At 60.5% G+C, this 17,793-nt stretch carries 18 protein-coding genes; 13 read left to right on the forward strand and 5 right to left on the reverse strand.

Translation table 11 applies throughout. From position 1 onward, the window contains the following. The first annotated feature begins 506 nt into the window (after window positions 1-506). Window positions 507-1,700, forward strand: coding sequence for an MFS transporter (locus tag F7R20_RS12860; protein ID WP_003202348.1), 1,194 nt, complete (start codon window positions 507-509; stop codon window positions 1,698-1,700). Between the two features lie 702 nt (window positions 1,701-2,402). Here F7R20_RS12860 and F7R20_RS12870 read toward each other — a convergent pair. Together F7R20_RS12870 and F7R20_RS12875 are read right to left on the reverse strand one after the other, a co-directional pair. Beyond that, window positions 2,403-3,440 carry an alpha/beta hydrolase family protein gene (locus tag F7R20_RS12870; protein WP_003202350.1) on the reverse strand — a complete coding sequence of 346 codons (1,038 nt, stop codon included), beginning with the start codon at window positions 3,438-3,440 and terminating at the stop codon, window positions 2,403-2,405. 185 nt (window positions 3,441-3,625) lie between these two features. Continuing rightward, window positions 3,626-4,234, reverse strand: coding sequence for an FMN-dependent NADH-azoreductase (locus tag F7R20_RS12875; protein WP_003202352.1), 609 nt, complete (start codon window positions 4,232-4,234; stop codon window positions 3,626-3,628). Window positions 4,235-4,363: 129 nt separating this feature from the next. On the opposite strand from F7R20_RS12875, the gene F7R20_RS12880 reads away from it, so the two are divergent. Both F7R20_RS12880 and F7R20_RS12885 read left to right on the forward strand, forming a co-directional pair. Then, complete coding sequence (locus F7R20_RS12880; RefSeq protein ID WP_003202353.1) at window positions 4,364-5,272, forward strand: LysR substrate-binding domain-containing protein; 909 nt, start codon at window positions 4,364-4,366, stop codon at window positions 5,270-5,272. Further along, entirely contained in the window at window positions 5,269-5,619 is a 351-nt protein-coding gene (locus tag F7R20_RS12885; protein ID WP_003202354.1) for an MmcQ/YjbR family DNA-binding protein, read from the forward strand. The genes F7R20_RS12880 and F7R20_RS12885 overlap by 4 nt, the downstream gene beginning before the upstream one ends. Before the next feature lie 4 nt (window positions 5,620-5,623). On the opposite strand, the gene F7R20_RS12890 is transcribed toward F7R20_RS12885, so the two are convergent. Both F7R20_RS12890 and F7R20_RS12895 read right to left on the reverse strand, forming a co-directional pair. Next, the gene (locus F7R20_RS12890; protein WP_003202356.1) at window positions 5,624-6,043 is read right to left on the reverse strand and encodes a DUF1294 domain-containing protein; all 420 of its coding nucleotides are present in this window, start codon (window positions 6,041-6,043) and stop codon (window positions 5,624-5,626) included. Further along, entirely contained in the window at window positions 6,040-6,870 is an 831-nt protein-coding gene (locus tag F7R20_RS12895; protein WP_003202359.1) for an undecaprenyl-diphosphate phosphatase, read from the reverse strand. The genes F7R20_RS12890 and F7R20_RS12895 overlap by 4 nt, the downstream gene beginning before the upstream one ends. Window positions 6,871-7,144: 274 nt before the next feature. On the opposite strand from F7R20_RS12895, the gene F7R20_RS12900 reads away from it, so the two are divergent. From F7R20_RS12900 to F7R20_RS12945, 9 genes are all read left to right on the forward strand, one after another. Further along, on the forward strand, window positions 7,145-8,779 hold the full coding sequence (locus F7R20_RS12900) for a methyl-accepting chemotaxis protein (RefSeq protein WP_081352558.1): 1,635 nt from the start codon (window positions 7,145-7,147) through the stop codon (window positions 8,777-8,779). Window positions 8,780-9,056: 277 nt separating this feature from the next. Continuing rightward, complete coding sequence (gene pnuC, locus F7R20_RS12910; protein ID WP_003202363.1) at window positions 9,057-9,620, forward strand: nicotinamide riboside transporter PnuC; 564 nt, start codon at window positions 9,057-9,059, stop codon at window positions 9,618-9,620. Next, window positions 9,617-10,141: an AAA family ATPase gene (locus F7R20_RS12915; protein ID WP_003202366.1), complete on the forward strand. Its 525-nt coding sequence runs from the start codon at window positions 9,617-9,619 to the stop codon at window positions 10,139-10,141. The genes pnuC and F7R20_RS12915 overlap by 4 nt, the downstream gene beginning before the upstream one ends. Window positions 10,142-10,460: 319 nt before the next feature. After that, on the forward strand, window positions 10,461-10,907 hold the full coding sequence (locus F7R20_RS12920; RefSeq protein ID WP_003202367.1) for a hypothetical protein: 447 nt from the start codon (window positions 10,461-10,463) through the stop codon (window positions 10,905-10,907). 1 nt (window position 10,908) lies between these two features. Continuing rightward, window positions 10,909-11,502 (forward strand): hypothetical protein, encoded by a 594-nt coding sequence (locus tag F7R20_RS12925; RefSeq protein ID WP_003202370.1) that lies wholly within the window; start codon window positions 10,909-10,911, stop codon window positions 11,500-11,502. A gap of 59 nt (window positions 11,503-11,561) precedes the next feature. Further along, a complete protein-coding gene (locus F7R20_RS12930) occupies window positions 11,562-12,539 on the forward strand; it encodes a hypothetical protein (RefSeq protein ID WP_003202372.1) in 978 nt (325 codons plus the stop codon). Window positions 12,540-12,708: 169 nt separating this feature from the next. After that, entirely contained in the window at window positions 12,709-13,389 is a 681-nt protein-coding gene (locus F7R20_RS12935) for a C39 family peptidase (RefSeq protein ID WP_003202374.1), read from the forward strand. Between the two features lie 58 nt (window positions 13,390-13,447). Continuing rightward, the gene (locus tag F7R20_RS12940; protein WP_003202376.1) at window positions 13,448-14,194 is read left to right on the forward strand and encodes a hypothetical protein; all 747 of its coding nucleotides are present in this window, start codon (window positions 13,448-13,450) and stop codon (window positions 14,192-14,194) included. A 56-nt stretch (window positions 14,195-14,250) separates the two neighbouring features. Continuing rightward, a complete protein-coding gene (locus tag F7R20_RS12945; RefSeq protein ID WP_003202378.1) occupies window positions 14,251-15,534 on the forward strand; it encodes a transporter in 1,284 nt (427 codons plus the stop codon). Between the two features lie 163 nt (window positions 15,535-15,697). Here F7R20_RS12945 and F7R20_RS12950 read toward each other — a convergent pair whose 3' ends face one another. Further along, window positions 15,698-17,023 (reverse strand): sigma-54 dependent transcriptional regulator, encoded by a 1,326-nt coding sequence (locus tag F7R20_RS12950; protein ID WP_003202380.1) that lies wholly within the window; start codon window positions 17,021-17,023, stop codon window positions 15,698-15,700. Window positions 17,024-17,364: 341 nt separating this feature from the next. On the opposite strand from F7R20_RS12950, the gene F7R20_RS12955 reads away from it, so the two are divergent. Beyond that, a complete protein-coding gene (locus tag F7R20_RS12955) occupies window positions 17,365-17,631 on the forward strand; it encodes a hypothetical protein (RefSeq protein WP_013693488.1) in 267 nt (88 codons plus the stop codon). Window positions 17,632-17,793 lie beyond the last annotated feature (162 nt).

Below are 17,793 nucleotides of genomic sequence, written 5' to 3' on the forward strand. Positions count from 1 at the left end.
GCTTGCTCGCGATGGCGGCCTGACAGCTGGCCAGGATTTTGTTGACCTGGGTACATATCCATTGTTGTGGTAACGGCGGCTTATGGTTCCGCCCTTACGGCGGGTCACTATTGAGAAGCCCGGAAGCCGGCCCAGTCAAAAGTAACCAAAACGCTCCTGCCCCACCACTCGGTGCCTCGCTTAGGCTCGGCATGTCCTCACTCCGGCATTGCTCCGTGGACCCGCCGCGAAGGGCCATCCATGGCCCAGCGCAGCTATCCCGGTCGTGCACCCATCAGCCCTGTGGGAGCAAAGCTTGCTCGCGAGGCGGCCTTACAGCCGACCTGTTTCTCCCTGGTGAGCCCAATCCCTTGTGGGAACGGGCTTGCTCGCGAAGGGGCCGGTGCATACAACCTCAATTGAAACTGAACATCCGGCTCCCCAAGCACATTTAGTTAGCCTGCTTTCTTTTATCCCCTCCTCGCGCCATGATGAGGCTCTCTTACCGCTGCCCGCGAACGAGCCCTATGCCCACGCCCTCACCTGCCTCCAGCTCCCTGTCGGTCACCCTGCAGATCGTCTCCATCGTTTTCTACACCTTCATCGCCTTCCTCTGCATCGGCCTGCCCATTGCCGTGCTGCCGGGTTATGTCCACGAACAACTGGGCTTCAGCGCGGTGGTGGCCGGGTTGACCATCGGTTCACAGTACTTGGCGACCCTGCTCAGCCGCCCCATGGCCGGGCGGCTGTCGGACAGCGTCGGCACCAAGCGGGCAATCGTCTATGGGCTGTCGGGGATTGTGCTCAGCGGCGTACTGACTCTGCTCTCGACCTTGCTGCAAAGCTTTCCCCTACCCAGCCTGTTGATTCTGATTGTTGGGCGCTTGCTGCTCGGCGTGGCCCAAGGGCTGATTGGCGTGGGCACCATCAGTTGGTGCATGGGCCAAGTGGGTGTGGAGCACACCGCCCGCTCGATTTCCTGGAACGGCATCGCTTCGTACGGAGCCATCGCCATCGGCGCCCCGCTGGGCGTGGTGATGGTCGGTGAGCTGGGGTTCGCCAGCCTGGGCGTCGCCTTGTCGCTGCTGGCCGGGGCGGCGCTGTTGATCATTCGTAACAAGCCGTCGGTGCCGGTCATTCGCGGCGAGCGCTTGCCTTTCTGGGCGGTGTTTGGACGCATTGCGCCGTTCGGGGCGGGCCTGAGCCTGGCGTCGATCGGCTACGGCACGCTCACCACATTCATCACGCTGTTCTATATCAGTCGCGGCTGGACCGGCGCGGCCTGGTGCCTGACAGTCTTCGGTGTCTGCTTCATCCTGGCGCGGTTGTTGTTCATTTCCAGCATCGCCCGTTTCGGGGGTTTCAACTCGGCCATTGCCTGCATGAGCATCGAAACCCTTGGGCTGGTATTGCTGTGGCTGGCGCCGTCCACCGCGTTCGCCCTGGTCGGTGCCGGGCTGGCTGGTTTCGGGCTATCGTTGGTATACCCGGCGCTGGGGGTGGAGGCCATCAAGCAAGTGCCTAATACCAGCCGGGGGGCCGGCTTGAGCGCCTATGCGGTGTTCTTTGACCTGGCGCTGGCGATTGCCGGTCCGCTGATGGGGGCGGTGGCGTTGAACCTGGGCTATTCGTCGATCTTCTTCTGTGCTGCCTTGTTGTCCCTTACCGGGCTGGGTCTGACTCTGCTGCTGCGTCGCCGAGCCGTAAGCGCACCTTATTGATCGTAATACTGAAGGTCCGGTATTTACTTGTTCTTGTGTGTATATCCGTTATTTAGGTAACGGCGGCTTAGGGTTCCGCTCTGACAGCGGGTCACTTTTGGAAGAGCGCCAAAAGTAACCAAAAACGCTTTGCCCCACCACTCGGCACCTCGCCTAGGCTCGGTGTGCCCTCACTCCGGCATTGCTCCGTGGGCCCGCCGCGAAGGGCCATCCATGGCCCAGCGCGGCTACCTCGGCATCCATGCCGAGGTGCCCACTCCACAATGCCTGCGTTCGGCCAGCGTGGTTAACGGGGCGTCGAGATCAAAATCCAAAGCAAAGCAAGAGCGCGACACGTCCAGCATCTATGTAGCTGAGCCACCGCCATCGCGAGCAAGCCCGCTCCCACAGGAGAAACGCGATCACCCAGAACCAGGTCGGCTGTTAGGCCGCCTCGCGTTGGACGTTGATCTCGGCACCCCGTTAACCACGCTGGCTGAACGAAGGCATGCCGAGCCTAAGCGAGGCACCGAGTGGTGGGGCAGAAGCGTTTTGGTTACTTTTGACTGGGCCGGCTTCCGGGCTTCTCAAAAGTGACCCGCCGTCAGGGCGGAACCCTAAGCCGCCGTTACCGCAGAAATGGATATACACACCATCCTTACGTAAAAACCATGCCCCTCGGAACAGAAGATCAGAATCTCCGGGAACGCTTAAGTGAACAGCTTATTGATCAGCCGTCCTCATCCCCGCCCGGGTTGGCTTGCCCAAGGCCTCGCCGAAGAAACGGCTGGCCTCGGAGATCATGGTGCGGTGGATGTCCTTGCGATCGACACCGTCAGCATCCGTGCACAGCGCCGGCATCGCGGCGATCTGTTCGTCGGTGCACGGTGCCAGGAAAACAAAATGCCCCGCGCCGGCCAGGGTCTTGAAGTCCGGTGCAGTGGGCAGCTTGCGGGCCAGCGCGGCGGCATTCTTGTCGAAGGCCACGAGTTTGTCGCCATCGCCGCTGTACAGCAGCACCGGCACGTGGACATCGGCCAGGGTATGACGGCCAAACTTCAGGCTCAATGGCGCCATCAACAACAATGCCCTGACCCTGGGATCAGCCACTGGTTGCAGGTCATCGCGGTCAACGATCAGTTCGCCTTGGGTATTGCAGGCGTCTCGGTCATCCGGTCGCTCCACGCAGTAGCGGCGCAGACGATTGAGGTCCGGCGTCGCACCGGACAGGATCAACGCGGTTTCGCCGCCGGCCGAATAGCCGATCACCCCGACCTGCCCGGCGTTGACGAACGGCGAGAGCATCGGGTCATTGAGCGTGGCGGTGATGGCTTCGGAAATCTGGATCGGCCGCCCGTACAGGTTGCTCAGGGTGCCAAGCCGGCTGTGATCCTGGGCGTTGTCGCCGGGGTGAATCACTGCCACCACGACAAACCCCTTGCGTGCCAGGGAGGTGGCCAGGTCATGCAGGGCCAGCGGCGTACCGGTATTGCCATGGGACAGCATCAGCAGCGGAAAGCGGCCGATGGCGATCTGGGCGTCTGGCGCGGCATCGATCTGGTAGCCACCCAGCAGGCTGGACTGTTCCCGGTCGGTGGACGGATAAAAGGCGATGGCGTGCATCGGCTGCTGATCCAGCGGATCGAGAAAGCTCAGCTCATGGAAACCGGCGCTCCAATGCGGATGCGGCCCCGGTGCGGCCTGCACTGAACCGAGACTGGCAAACAAGCAAAGCAGCAGCGCTGCACCAAAACGCGTCATCGAATCTTCCACCTTCACCAGCGCACGGGAAGGCCCCGTCGCTCGCCGTCTTGGCCGTGCATAACCTGCGCCATAAAACCCGGCGCCGAATGCAGCAAAACCCTGCATCCCGGCCATCCAATGACGACGAGAATACAGGGTTTTACGAAGGTTGCCCCAATAGCTTTGGAGCCTTTACGCAAGCCTTACGCGGCGGCGAACTGTTCGCCGATCTGCGCCTGGGCTTCGTTCATGCCCTTATTGCGCATGTCGTCGCCCTTGGCCAGCCCTTCTGCACGAACGAATTCGATGTCGGTGATACCAAGGAAGCCGAACATCACTTTCAGGTAATCTTCATGACCCGCGCCACTAGGTTGGCCGGCATGCAAGCCGCCCGCAGTGGAGACGATCACCAGTTTCTTGCCACCGCACAGGCCTTCGAAGCCGGCTTCGGTGTAGCGGAACGTCTGGCCAGCGACGGCAATGCGGTCGATCCAGGCCTTGAGTTGAGTCGGAATGCTGAAGTTGTACATCGGCGCGGCGATGACCAGCGCATCCGCCGCCTGGAATTCTGCCATCGTCTCGGCGCTAAGGTCAGCTTCGTGCTTCAGGGCCGCGTCGCGCAACTCGGCGCTGGTGCCAGCGGCGATCAAGGTCTGGGCGGAAAAATGGCTGATGGCGTCAGCGGCCAGGTCGCGATAAGTCACCGTGATGCCTGGCTCGGCGGCTTTCCAGGCTTCAACCACTTCACGGCTCAATTGGCGGGAAGCGGAGTTGTCGCCGAGGATGCTCGAATCGATGTGCAGCAGTTTCATGTCAGTGCTCTCCAAGTGAGGACCGCAACCGGGCGATCAATTGGCGACAATCCTATCGATGAAGCCAATGATCGATAAGTCAGCACAAATGCGATAGTTTGTCCCACTGACAGGACAATCGAGTTCAACATGCAAGACCTCAATGACTTGTACTACTTCGCCAAAGTCGTCGAAGCCGGCGGTTTCGCGGCGGCCGGACGGTTGCTGGGCATTCCCAAGTCACGACTGTCGCGGCGCATCGCCGAGCTGGAAGAACGCCTCGGCGCCCGGTTGCTCCAGCGCACCACCCGCCAATTGAAATTGACCGCGGTCGGCGAACGTTATCTGCGCCATTGCCAGGCCATGTTGCTGGAGGCCGAAATGGCCGACGAAGCGGTGGCGAGCATGTCCAGCGAACCCCGTGGCCGATTGCGGGTGTCGAGCCCGGTGGGGCTGGCCCACCAGTTTCTGCCGGTAGTGATCGAAACCTTCCTGGTGAAATACCCTTTGGTGCAACTGGATATGACCCTGCTCAACCGGCGGGTGGACTTGATCGGCGAAGGCATCGATGTGGCGTTGCGCGTGCGCGACCTGGGGGACGAGGATCCCTTGCTGATGACCCGGCGCCTGCGCCAGGCGCGGCTGATGATGGTTGCCAGCCCGGCCTTTGTCGAAGGACGGCGGATCGAAACCCCGGATGACCTCAAACAGTTGCCGGTGCTGGGGGCATTGGAAGCCGATCGCCAGGTGCACCTGCGCCTGGTCAGCGCAGATGGGCAGCGTGTGGAACTGGGCCTGGAAGCCCGCCTGGGCATTGACGACTTCATTGTGCGCCGCGCCTGTACCCTCGCCGGCCTGGGCTTCACTTTATTGCCGAGCATGTATTGCGAGCAGGAATTGCAGGACGGCACACTGGTGGAACTCTTGCCTGGATGGTCATCGCCCGATGGCTGGCTCCAGGCGGTCTACCCGCATCGGCGCGGCATGCTGCCAGCGGTGCGTGCATGGATCGATCATTTGGTGGAAGCCTTCGAGGGCTGTGGAGATAGAACGATATGAGGTTGAGCGAAGAGGATGTCGCGCAGTTTTGCCTGGGCCTGCCCGGCGCCAGGGAGGACTACAAATGGGGTGGCGTACGGGTATTTTCCATTGCCGGGAACAAGATGTTCGCCCTGCAGGGCCTGCGAGGCGACTCGCTGGCGTTCAAGGTCGACAAGGATCTGTTCCTGGGCCATTGCGACCGGCCGGGCATTCATCCCGCCCCTTACCTGGCGCGGGCCCAGTGGGTCATCATGCAGGTGCCCTACCCGCTGGGTGCCGAAGAGCTGCGTGGTCTGCTGCAACGCTCACACCAATTGGTGGTCAGCAAATTGTCCAAGCGCACGCAGGTGGGCTTGTTGCTCTAGCCATTCAGAACAGATAGCTGCCCAGGAACAATTGGTCGATCCAGAACACCTGGTGCAGCAGCACGATGAACCAGAACACGACCTGAAACGATACTTTGCGGGTCTTGTGGCGAAACAGCTGCTGGGCCAGCAAGGCTCCGGGCCAACCGCCGGCCAGCTCCACCGCATGCAGCACGTTCTCCGGGGTGCGCCAGGTGTCGGCGCGCGCCTTGCGCTTGTCGCTCCAGTACAGCAGGAACGCCACCACGCTGACGACGCCGTAAGCCACCATCGGCACCCACGACACCGCCCGCAGCCCGAACAGGAGCGAACCGAACAACGGCAAGGCACAGAGCAGCGCAAACACCATCAGTTTGAGCCGCAGGTGCTGCACGCTGCCTTCAGCATTGCGCCCGGCGCGTTTGCGGCTGCCTGATTCGTTCATGGCTTGGCAGCGGTCCAGTCTACCCAGCCGAACTGCCAGGTTGCCAGGATCAACAGGCCGAAGGCGATTCGATACCAGGCGAACACGGCGTAGCTGTGGCTGGCGATGAATCGCAGCAGGCCCTTGACCGCAATCATGGCGAAAATGAACGCCGTGACGAAGCCAATGGCGAACACCGGGAAATCCGTCGGGACGAACAACTCACGGTATTTGTAGCCCGAGTAGACTGCCGCGCCGACCATGGTCGGCATCGCCAGGAAGAACGAAAACTCGGTAGCGGTTTTACGCGACAGCCCGAACAGCAGGCCACCGATGATGGTCGCACCGGAACGGGAGGTGCCTGGGATCATCGCAATGCATTGGGCCAGGCCGACCTTCAGCGCGTCCTTCCAGGATATCTCGTCCACAGTTTCAGCGTGCACCTGGTGCTGGCGCTTCTCGGCCCAGAGCATCACCAGGCCGCCCACCACCAACGCGGTGGCCACCGTGATCGGGTTGAACAGGTAGTGGTGGATCCAGTCGGCTAACAGCACGCCCAAGACCACGGCAGGCAGGAAGGCGATCAGCAGGTTGGCGGTAAAGCGGCGGGCGCTGGGTTGCGTCGGCAGGCCCAGCACCACGTCGAAGATCTTGCGCCGGAACTCCCAGACCACCGCCAGGATCGCGCCGAGCTGGATGATAATGTTGAACGCCATCGCGCGCTCGCCACCGAACTCAAGCAAGTCGGCGACAATGATCTGGTGCCCGGTGCTGGAAATCGGCAGAAACTCCGTCAAGCCTTCCACTACGCCAAGAATCAATGCCGAAAAGGCAGTCCACAAATCCATTCATCCCCCAAAAAAGACGCTGTTCATGCAGGTCTTATCAATATTCAAGTGTCATGCAGGTACCCCCGCAGCGGGTGCACGATAACCGCGACCTTTCAAAAAAAACCAATGAAAAATGAGAACCGGCTCAGGTTTTGCGCTGCGGGGCCGAAATCCTATCAGACAAGCCCTGATAACGCTGCCGCGTTGTGACTCAGGTCAATTACCGATAGCGGCCGGGCGCTACAGTGCCGGCCGTCGATATGACAAGAATAAAAAACCGGAGTGACAGCGTATGAATAGCTTGCGCAGTGTGTCGATCAGCCGACGCTTGTGGCTCATCCTGGTCGTGGCCATCGTGATGTTGTTCACGCTCGGCGCCTTGATGCTTAAACAGATCCACGCCGACCTCTACCAAGCCAAGGTGCAGAAAACCCAGCATGTGGTACAGACCGCCAGCGGCGTGCTGACTTACTACCAAGGCCTGGAAGCTGCCGGTACCCTGACCCGTGACGCCGCGCAAAAGCAGGCCCTCAGCGCCGTGCGTGGCCTGCGCTATAACCAGAGTGACTATTTCTGGATCAACGACCTGACGCCGGTCATGATCATGCACCCGGCCAACCCGAAGCTTGAAGGCCAGAACCTCTCGGCCATCCGCGACCCGAACGGCTATGCGCTGTTCAACGAGATGGTTGCCATCGCCAAGTCAAAGGGCGCCGGCATGATCAACTACCTCTGGCCGAAACCGGGCGCCGAGGCCCCGGTGGGCAAGACCTCCTACGTCCAACTGTTCGAACCCTGGGGCTGGATCATCGGCTCAGGCGTGTACGTGGATGACGTCCAGGCCGAGTTCCAATCCCAGGTAATCAAGGCCTCGGTGGTCGGTTTGATCATCACCCTGCTCATGGGCCTGCTGTTGACCCTGATCGTGCGCAGCATCGTCGGCCCGTTGCAGGAAACGGTCAACGCCATGGCCAACATCGCCAGCGGCGAGAGCGACCTGACCCGCACCCTCGACACCCACGGCCAGGACGAAGTCACGCAACTGGCGCGGCATTTCAACGCCTTTACCGCCAAGCTGCGGCAAGTGGTGACCCAACTGCAAGCTTCGGCCAGTGCGCTGGGGCAATCTTCCAGCGAATTGGGCAACGACGCGGCGCAGGCTCAGGAACGCAGCCAGCAGCAGTCGCAACAAATGGAACTGGTAGCGACCGCGATCAATGAAGTCACCTATGGCGTGCAGGACGTGGCCAAGAACGCCGAGCACGCGGCCAGTGAGATGCGCGACGCCGAATCCCAGGCCCAGCAAGGCCAGGTCAACATCGATGGCAGCTTGCAGCAGATCGACCGCCTGTCCCAGACCATCGACCAGGCAGTGGAAGTGATCCGCACCCTGGCGAGTGAAAGCACCCAGATTGGCAGCGTGCTGGAGGTGATTCGCTCCATTGCCGAGCAGACCAACCTGCTGGCTCTCAACGCCGCGATCGAAGCCGCCCGTGCCGGCGAACAAGGCCGGGGCTTTGCGGTGGTCGCCGATGAAGTGCGGCTGCTGGCCCAGCGTACGCAGAAGTCCACTGCAGAGATCCAGGCGATGATCGAGCGCCTGCAAAGCCATTCCGAAGCTGCCGTGAAAGTCATCAGCGACAGCAGCCGTGCCTCGCAACTGACGATTGAACAAGCCGGCCTGGCCGGTGCCAGCCTCAACGCCATCGGCCAGGCCCTGCGCAATCTCAACAGCCTGAACGCCTCCATCGCCAGCGCCACCCTGCAACAGGCCCATGTGGTGGAAGACATCAACCAGAACGTCACCCAGGCCGCCGGCCTGTCCCACAGCACCGCCATGGCCGCCGAACAATCCAGCCAGGCAAGCACCCGTCTCAAGGCGTTGAGTGAACAGTTGAACGGGTTGCTCACGCAGTTCCGGGTCTGAAGATCGGTAGACCACCCCTGTGGGAGCGAGCCTGCTCGCGAATGCGGTTTGATTTGATCGTTCCCACGCTCCGCGTGGGAATGCATCCCGTGACGCTCTGCGTCACATTCCAGAAGCGGAACGCAGAGCGTCCCTGGCGACATTCCCACGCAGGAGCGTGGGAACGATCGTAATCCCTTGCTCGCGATAGCGACGGTACATTCAACATTGGTATTGGAGCTGTCCACGCCATAGCGTTTACAATCGCCGCCCTCTTCTATTTCCCCAAGGAACCGCCATGTCCGGGCTTGAACTGTTTGCCGCAGCCCTCGGCGTGATCGCCGTCTGGTTGACCGTCAAGCAGAACCCCTGGTGCTGGCCGATCGGCCTGGTCATGGTGTTGCTGTACAGCTGGATTTTTTTCGAGGTGAAGTTGTACTCGGACATGCTGCTGCAGGTTGTCTACGCGGTGCTGCAACTCTACGGTTGGTGGCAATGGACCCGCGCCGGGCACAATCATGATGGACGCCAGGTCAGCCGCCTCGGCGGGTCGTCAGTGCTGTTCGGCCTGGCTATCGGTGCGGCAGGCAGCCTGCTGTTGGGCGCCGCCATGGCCCACTGGACCGATGCCGCCCAGCCCTGGCTCGATGCGGCGCTCACCGGTTTCAGCCTCGTGGCCCAGTGGTGGATGGCGCAAAAACGCGTGCAATGCTGGCCGCTGTGGATTGCCCTGGACGTGATCTTCGTCGGCCTGTTCATCTACAAGGGCTTGCACCTGACAGCGGCGCTCTACGCTCTGTTCACCCTGCTGGCCGTACAAGGCTGGCGGGAATGGCGCGCCGACCCGGCCCTGCGCGCATGAAGGTGGTGGTGCTGACCGGCCCGGAATCCAGCGGCAAGAGTTGGCTGGCGGCGCAATTGCAGGAACACTTTGGTGGCGTGCGGGTGGATGAGTACGTGCGCCATTTCATGGAGCAGACCCAACGCGATACCTGCCTGGCCGACATCACCGACATCGCCTCCGGCCAACTGGCCTGGGAAGATGAGGCGCGTGCCCGCCGGCCGGCGCTGTTGATCCTCGACACTCACCTGCTGAGCAACATCCTCTGGAGCCAGACCCTGTTCGGCGACTGCCCGGACTGGCTCGAACCGGCCTTGCTGACCCGCCATTACGACGTGCACCTGCTGCTGAGCCCCGAGCAGGTCGAATGGACCGGCGACGGCTTGCGTTGCCAACCTGAACTGGCTGAACGGCTGGCGTTTTTTGAAGCGATCGAGGCTTGGCTGAGCGGACACCGGCAACCGTTCCAGGTCATTGAAGGCGATTGGGCGCAACGCCAACAGCAAGTGTTCGCCGTCGTTAGCCAGCTGCTTCAAGCCTGATCGCGGGGTGATCTGTTCCATTCTTGAAACAGCGCAGTCGCTCCAAACCCGGATCCAACGCCGCTTCACCAAATTGCCATCAAGACTGTCAAGCTTCTGAAACACCCGCCCAAAAGCCTGGATCCAGAGGCCTGGGACGGTAGGTGACCGGTTGGTCACCATGCACCTTGTCTCAGCGCTGAAACAGGTTCCTTCCCCGGCATGCCCTCCGTAGCTCCAACTCGTTGAAATAAAAAACATTTCAAAATACGGCACGACACCTGCTCTCCACCTTCGCAACGCTGACTAGGGCCAGCGTACCGAAGAAGGAATCAATGCCATGGGGATTTTCGATAGGGGCATAACCTGTCTGCTGTTGATCGGCTGCGCCGCCAGCGCAACGCTCAGTCTGCCGGCACAGGCCGAGGGCAACGGCGTCATTGTCCTCAACCGTGACGTGCAGCCCATCGCAATTGGTCGCAACGGTGGCAAAGACCCCTACCCGACCACCGTCAATGCCAACCCCTCTGAACGAATCCACCAGGCGACCGCCAGCACCGAACTGAGCGATGGCGAATTTGCCAGCGTGGCCAGCGGCTCGTCGATCCGCAACACCGTCAACCCGAATACCGGCGTGCAAGGCTTGAACGTCGTGACCAACCCCAACGGCATGCCGGGCATGAGTGCCGGTCACGGTGGCGGTAGCGGCGGCGCGATCTCCGGCACCATCAACCGCTCGTTGAGTTCAGGCCTGGCCCCGCTGGGTCGGCTCGCGGGAGGCCAGTGAGATGAAGCCAACCTTGTTTCTCCTCGCCCTGTTCATGCTTTCCCTGCTCAGCTCTTTCAACGTATTTGCCGATTCGGGTGCTGCAGCGGTCAGCAGCGCCAACCTGCAGGATTCCGGCAGCCATTACACCGGCAACTTCAACGTCAACCAGGCGGCCGGTGACCAGACCCAGCAGACCAACACCCGGGCGATCGCCATCGGCAGCCACGCCCAGGCCAGCACGAGCGTGCAGCAACGCGTCGACACGCCGGCCAACCCCTCCATGAATGCCACCGCTCGAATCGGCGGCCACTCCTTTACCAACGGCAACGGTGTGCTGGGCGTCAACCAGTCCGCCGGGGCCAACAACCAGATGGCCAATGTCATGCGGGTGGGCATCAGTGCCCATCCGCAGAGCATTGATGACAGCGCCCTATCTCAACAGAACGTGGCGTTGCTACCGAACTCAGGAGCAACTGGCGCCCCAACCGGCAGTCGCCAGGTCGTTACCAGCGACCAGGCCTTCACCGGCAGCCGAGGGGTAATCCAGGTGAACCAGAGCGCCGGGGTGGGAAACCGTATGGCTAACACCCTGAGCATCCGAGTCGCTGATTGACCCGGAGGCTACATAAGAAAGTACCGACACTTAACCAACGACACGCAAGGAGAAACACCATGAAACCTACAATGGCACTCAAACCATTGGTTTTCGCTCTCGCCGCGGTCATGACAATGGCGGCACAGGCTGGAGGAAACGGCAACGGGCACGGTGATGATCACGGCCACCACGGTCCCAAAGGCCCAACGTGGGAAGAACAGCTGTCCATCAACGCCAGCGCAATGGCTACCGTGATGGATGAGCAGAACAGCGACGGCAACGAGGTGCTCAACCAGGGCACTAAAAACACCGCCGAAGCTACCGATTCCCTCAATGGCAGCAACGGTAACATGGGGGCGAACATCGCCGCTGGCGACGGAAACCAACAAGACAACGCCGCAGCGCTGGCTACCGCTGACGAAAGCTTCATCTTCGGCTCGGCTGTCGCCGCCTCAAGTGCCACGCAAACCAATACCAACAACTATGTAAAAAACAACTCGACCCACAACAACGCCTCGCTCACCAATGCAGGCAACAACGGCTCCGGCAACATCGGCATCAACGTGACCGCCGGTAACTTCAACCAACAGAAAAACAACCTGGCCATCGCAGTGTCGGGTGGCCGTGTCGCACAGGCCTCTGCCGAGGCCAATCAATCCTCCACCGGCCTTGTGGTCGACAACAAAGGCGTGCGGACCTACAAGACCGACACCCTCACCAGCACCTACAGCGCCTCCGGCACGTTCAAGGCCAAAGGTACCGGTACCGCCGAAGACGATCACGGCGGCTGGGACAACAAAGGCGGCGGCTATGGCGGCGGTCACGATGACGACAAGTTCAAGTTCTCCGCCGTGGGGACCTTCGAGCTGGCCGGCAGCAACACCCAGCAGGTGCTGACCCGCGACGGTTGGAAAAACCCTGTGATCAACAACGCCACCATGACCAACTCCATGAACGGCTTCTCCGGTAACGGCGGCGCCAACGTGTCGGCAGGCGTGGGCAACCAGCAGAGCAACTCGCTGTCCATCGCTGCCGGCTGCAAGGCTTGCATGTAAAAAAGTACCGCTGTAGGGGCGAGTCTGTGGGAGCAAAGCTTGCTCGCGATGAGGTCGTTACATAAAACGCCTCTGTTGGTTGTAAAACCGCTATCGCGAGCAAGCGTTGCGCCCACGGACTCGCTCCCACAGGGGGCTTTTTCCTGGATGCCCACTAGGCGTATTGATCATGCGTGTCACTGCCGTTTCCCTGCTGCTCTGTCTGGCCTGCACGGCCGAAGCAGCGCAGATGCCCGTCGCCGCCCTGCCTGGCGGCATGCTGGTCTACAAACCGGTGCAAAGCGTACGCGAACGCAAATTCAGCGACATCGTCGAACAGAAAACCGATTTCAGTTGCGGCGCCGCCGCGCTGGCCACGGTGCTGCGCCAGGCCTATTGGCTTGACGTCGATGAAGAGCACGTCATCAAAGGCATGTTGGTCAATGCCGACCAGAATCTGGTTCGCACCCAAGGATTTTCCATGCTGGACATGAAGCGCTACGTGGAAACCATCGGCATGCGTGCCCGAGGCTACCGGATACCGCCAGAGAAACTCGAAGCGGTGACGATTCCGGTGGTGGTCCTGATGGAGATACGCGGCTACAAGCACTTCGTGGTGTTGCAGCGGGCCGACAAGCAATGGGTCTACATCGGCGACCCGGTGCTGGGCCACAAGCGCTACGCCCATGATGAGTTCGTCAAAGGCTGGAACGGCATCGTCTTTGCGATCGTCGGCCCGGGCTATGACAAGACCAATGCGCTACGCAGCCCTCCGCAACCACTGACAGCACGTAACAAGCTGGACGGTTTCAACCCGGTCAGGGATGCGGAACTGATGGATTTCGGCTTCATACAGAGCGACTTTTTTTAATCGCCGACCAACTGCCAACATAAGTACAAAAAGGAGCAGGACGCTCCGGGAGCAGCACATGAAAACCTCACACTGGCTGTCGCTGGCCTGCCTGCTCGCGACCGCCTCGGGCTACGCCCATGCGGGCTTCAAACCCATCGAAGTCAAGGACCAGGAGCTTTCCGAGCTGCGCGGTCGTTATGTCATGCCCGGCCGAGTCATCAGCTTCGGCATCGTCATGAGCAGTACCTGGCGCAACGCCAGCGGCGACTTGATCGGCGCCACCAGCGCCATGCAGATCCAGGCCGCCACCGTCAAACCCGAATTCTATGTCTCCACCATCAAGCAGACCGGTAACGGCAGCGCCCCCGAACAGGGCAGCGGCAATATTACCGGTGGCGCCGGCCTTGGCACGAGCCAGGGCGTGACCCAGAGCGTACGCGCCGCCGGAGACGGCAATACGGCCTACAACAACGTCAACATCAACGTAAAAGAGAGCAACCAGGCCCCGGCACTCGTGCCTTCCCAAGGCCAGTTGCTGACCAAGGGCCAGACCATCAGCGGCAGCAACGCCGCCGGCAGTGTCGCGGTCACCGCCACCGGCAGCGGCGTGCAAATGGCGATCCAGGCCAGCCATAACCAGGGCAGCACCCTGCAACAAGTGGCCCAAGGCGGCTTGCTGCAAAACACCCGTCTGCTGGGAAACAGCAATCTGGTCAACAACATGACGCAGCTCAACGTGGTGCTGAACAACAACGGCCCCAGTGCCGGAGCATTGGACTGCAACCTGACTCAGTTACGTGGTCTTCGAAACCTCGGATATTGATCTACATTGATCTACGTTGATCGCCGATCAATGGGCAAATAAGGACGGCATATTTCATGTATCGATCCGTATCGTTGCGCGCTGTGATGTGTTTAAGCACGTTGTTCCCGGCGGCCGTGTTGCAGGCGGCCCCGGATGCGGACATCGAGGCCCTGAAACAGGAACTTCTTGAGCTCAAGCAACGGTACGAGGTCCAGCAAAAGGCCCTGGCGGTGCTCGAACAGCGGGTTCGCCAAGTGGAGGATCAACCCGCCGCCCCACCGCCCAAACGCCTGGCCAAATCCCCGGCCGACATGAAAGGCAACCAGACCGTGGCCGGCGGCGGTGCGACAACGGCTGGCGGCAGTGGCTATGGGCAATCCCTGGCCGATGATTCCCAGCCGGCCCAGAGCGTCTCCAACCTCTATGACGAGGCCAGCGGCTTCTTCGGCGGCGGTAAATTCAGTTTCGAGACCGGCGTGACCTATTCGCGCTACGACACGCGGCAACTGATCCTCAATGGTTTCCTGGCCCTGGATTCGATTTTCCTGGGCAACATCAACCTCGACCGGATCAAGGCTGACACTTGGACGCTGGACCTCACTGGCCGTTATAACTTCGACAACCGCTGGCAGTTCGACCTCAACGTCCCGGTGGTCTACCGCGAATCCACCTATCAGTCAGGCGGCGCAAACAACGGCGCAGCCGGCGTCACCAGCGAAGAAACCGTGACCCGCGACCCGACCATCGGCGACGTCAACTTCGGCATCGCCTACAAGTTCATGGATGAGTCGATCAATTCCCCGGACGCGGTGGTCACCCTGCGGGTCAAGGCCCCCACCGGCAAGGACCCATTCGGCATCAAGCTGCGCCAATCCCAGGCCAACACCAACCTGTTCGTGCCTGACGACCTGCCCACCGGCAACGGCGTATGGTCGATCACGCCAGGGCTTTCGCTGGTCAAGACCTTCGACCCGGCGGTGCTGTTCGGCACCCTCTCCTACACCCATAACCTGGAGGAGTCGTTCGACGACATCAGTTCCACGGTCAACCAGAAGATCCCAGGCAAGGTGCGGATCGGCGACAGCTTCCAGCTCGGCGCGGGCATCGCCTTCGCCTTGAACGAGAAGATGAGCATGTCGTTCTCGGTTTCTGACCTGATCCAAAAGAAAAGCAAGCTCAAACAGGACGGCGGCGACTGGGAATCGGTGGTCTCCAGCGACGCCAACGCCGGCTACTTCAACATCGGCATGACCGTCGCCGCGTCCGACAACCTGACCATCGTGCCCAACCTGTCCATCGGGCTGACCGACGATGCGCCGGATTTCACCTTTAGCCTGAAATTCCCGTACTACTTCTGATGCCCTCAGGGATATGTGATGGGCACATATCCCAAGGGAAATGCAAAACCACTGTGGGAGCGAGCTTGCTCGCGATGAGGCCCTTTCAGTCAGCATTGATACTGAATGAAAGACCGCTATCGCGAGCAAGCTCGCTCCCACAGGGGATGTGCGCAGGTTTTAGTCAGCGGATCTGATGCTTGTGCAGCAGGCGATAGAACGTCGGCCGGGACACGCCCAGCACCCTGGCGGCCACGCTCAGGTTGTCGCTGTGACGGTTGAGCACATCGCTCAGGGCCTGGCGCTCGGCGCGGGTCTTGTAGTCCTCCAGCGTACCCATCGGCACCGCGACGCCCTGGTGGCTGGCCAAGCCAAGGTCCCGGGCTTCGATTTGTCGCCCTTCGGCCAACACCAAACCGCGCCGGACGCGGTTGGCCAGTTCCCGCACATTGCCGGGCCAATCATGCATGCCCATCGCCACCAAGGCATCTTCGCTGAAGCTGCGGGGACGGCGACCGGTTTCCTGGCTGTAGAAATGGGAGAAGTGACTGGCGAGCATCGACAGGTCGCCATGACGCTCGCGCAGCGGCGCCATCACTACTTGCAATACGTTCAAGCGGTAATACAGGTCCTCGCGAAACCGCTTGTGCTCGATGGCCGCCTCAAGGTTCACATGGGTGGCCGCCAAGACCCGCACATCGACCGCGATCGGCTGGCTGCCACCGACCCGCTCAATGTGTTTTTCCTGCAGGAAACGCAGCAGATTGGCCTGCAGCTCCAACGGCAGATCGCCGATTTCATCGAGAAACAACGTGCCTCCATGGGCCGCCTCGATCCGCCCGATCTTGCGTTGGTGAGCCCCGGTGAACGCGCCCTTCTCATGCCCGAACAACTCGGACTGGATCAGGTGCTCCGGGATCGCGCCGCAGTTGATGGCGATGAACGGCTTATTACGCCGGTAAGACTGACAATGCAGGGTGCGCGCCACCAGCTCCTTGCCGGTACCGCTCTCCCCGCGAATCAATACCGGCGACTCGGCGGGCGCCAACTTGCTCAATAATTTGCGCAGTTCGCGAATCGGCTTGCTGTCGCCCAGCAGTTCATGTTCGGGCTGATCGATGTGGATCGAGCCCTGTCCCCGCAGGCGCGCCATGCCAAACGCCCGGCCCAGTGTCACCTGGACCCTGGACACGTCGAACGGCAAGGTATGGAAGTCGAAAAACCACTCGCAGACAAAATCACCGACATTTTGCAGGCGCAACACTTCCTGGTTGAGCACAGCGATCCATTCGGTGCCGCTACGGCTGATCAACTCCTTGACGGCTTCCGGGCGTTCCAGGTGAAAAGGCTGCAATCGCAAAAGACCGACGTCACACGTCCGATCGCCAGCGTGTTCGAGGGCGCAACTGTCCACCTCCCAGCCAATAGTGCGCAGAGCTGGCAACAAGCGATGACAATCATCGCAGGGATCAACCACGAGCAGACGACGGGACGTACTGGCTTCGATCATGACTGATCCTTGGCGTCAAAATAAGGAAATATGATTAGAAACAGGCGTTTGGCAGACCTGCATGTAACAGTAGCAAGAAGTTGACACACCCTTGTATCAATTGATTATTGGGATCGCTTCAAAGTGGTTATAAGCAGGCGTTTCGTTAGTTATCACAGACCTGTTTGTTTCAGGGTGCTTTCAAACAAAAGCCCAAAAGCCTGGTCTGAAAGAAAATCGAAATTTATTTAAATAATGTGTGACCCGCCTACGGGTTCGGGACATCAGTACAAGTAACCAGCCGCACGGTACGCCCAACCGACGGCACATCATTTGTTTGGGCACACTTAAGAGAAAACGCCATGAACGCCCCGCTCCGTATCAACGAAGCTCTTTTGATTGCCGACCGCGCATTCCGTCCTTTCCAATGCGTGGCCTGGGCTCCACAAGACGGCAACGGTGAACTTAGCCTGACCGTCATCGACCGCACCAATACCCATATTGGCCGCACCCAAATTCCAAGCAGCGCCTATACCGACCCGGTCCAACTGGCCGATCTGTTGAAACAGGCTCGTGCCGAACTGAGCCAGGAAGGCTACACATTGCAATCCTGGTCGATGCCTGAATAACCACAGGTAAAGCCTGTTATCGATTGCAGGCTTGGCTCTGGGTTGTAAAGCCATCGTTATGGCACGAATCGCCGCTGTATCTGTAGAACATGACAGTTGTGTATTGTCACATTCAGGGATTGAATGTTGCCCTCATGCAGTCGTCGCCCTTTCGGGCTGCTC

The sequence above is a fragment of the Pseudomonas brassicacearum subsp. brassicacearum genome (assembly GCF_008801605.1).
GTDB classification, from domain to species: Bacteria; Pseudomonadota; Gammaproteobacteria; order Pseudomonadales; family Pseudomonadaceae; genus Aquipseudomonas; species Aquipseudomonas brassicacearum.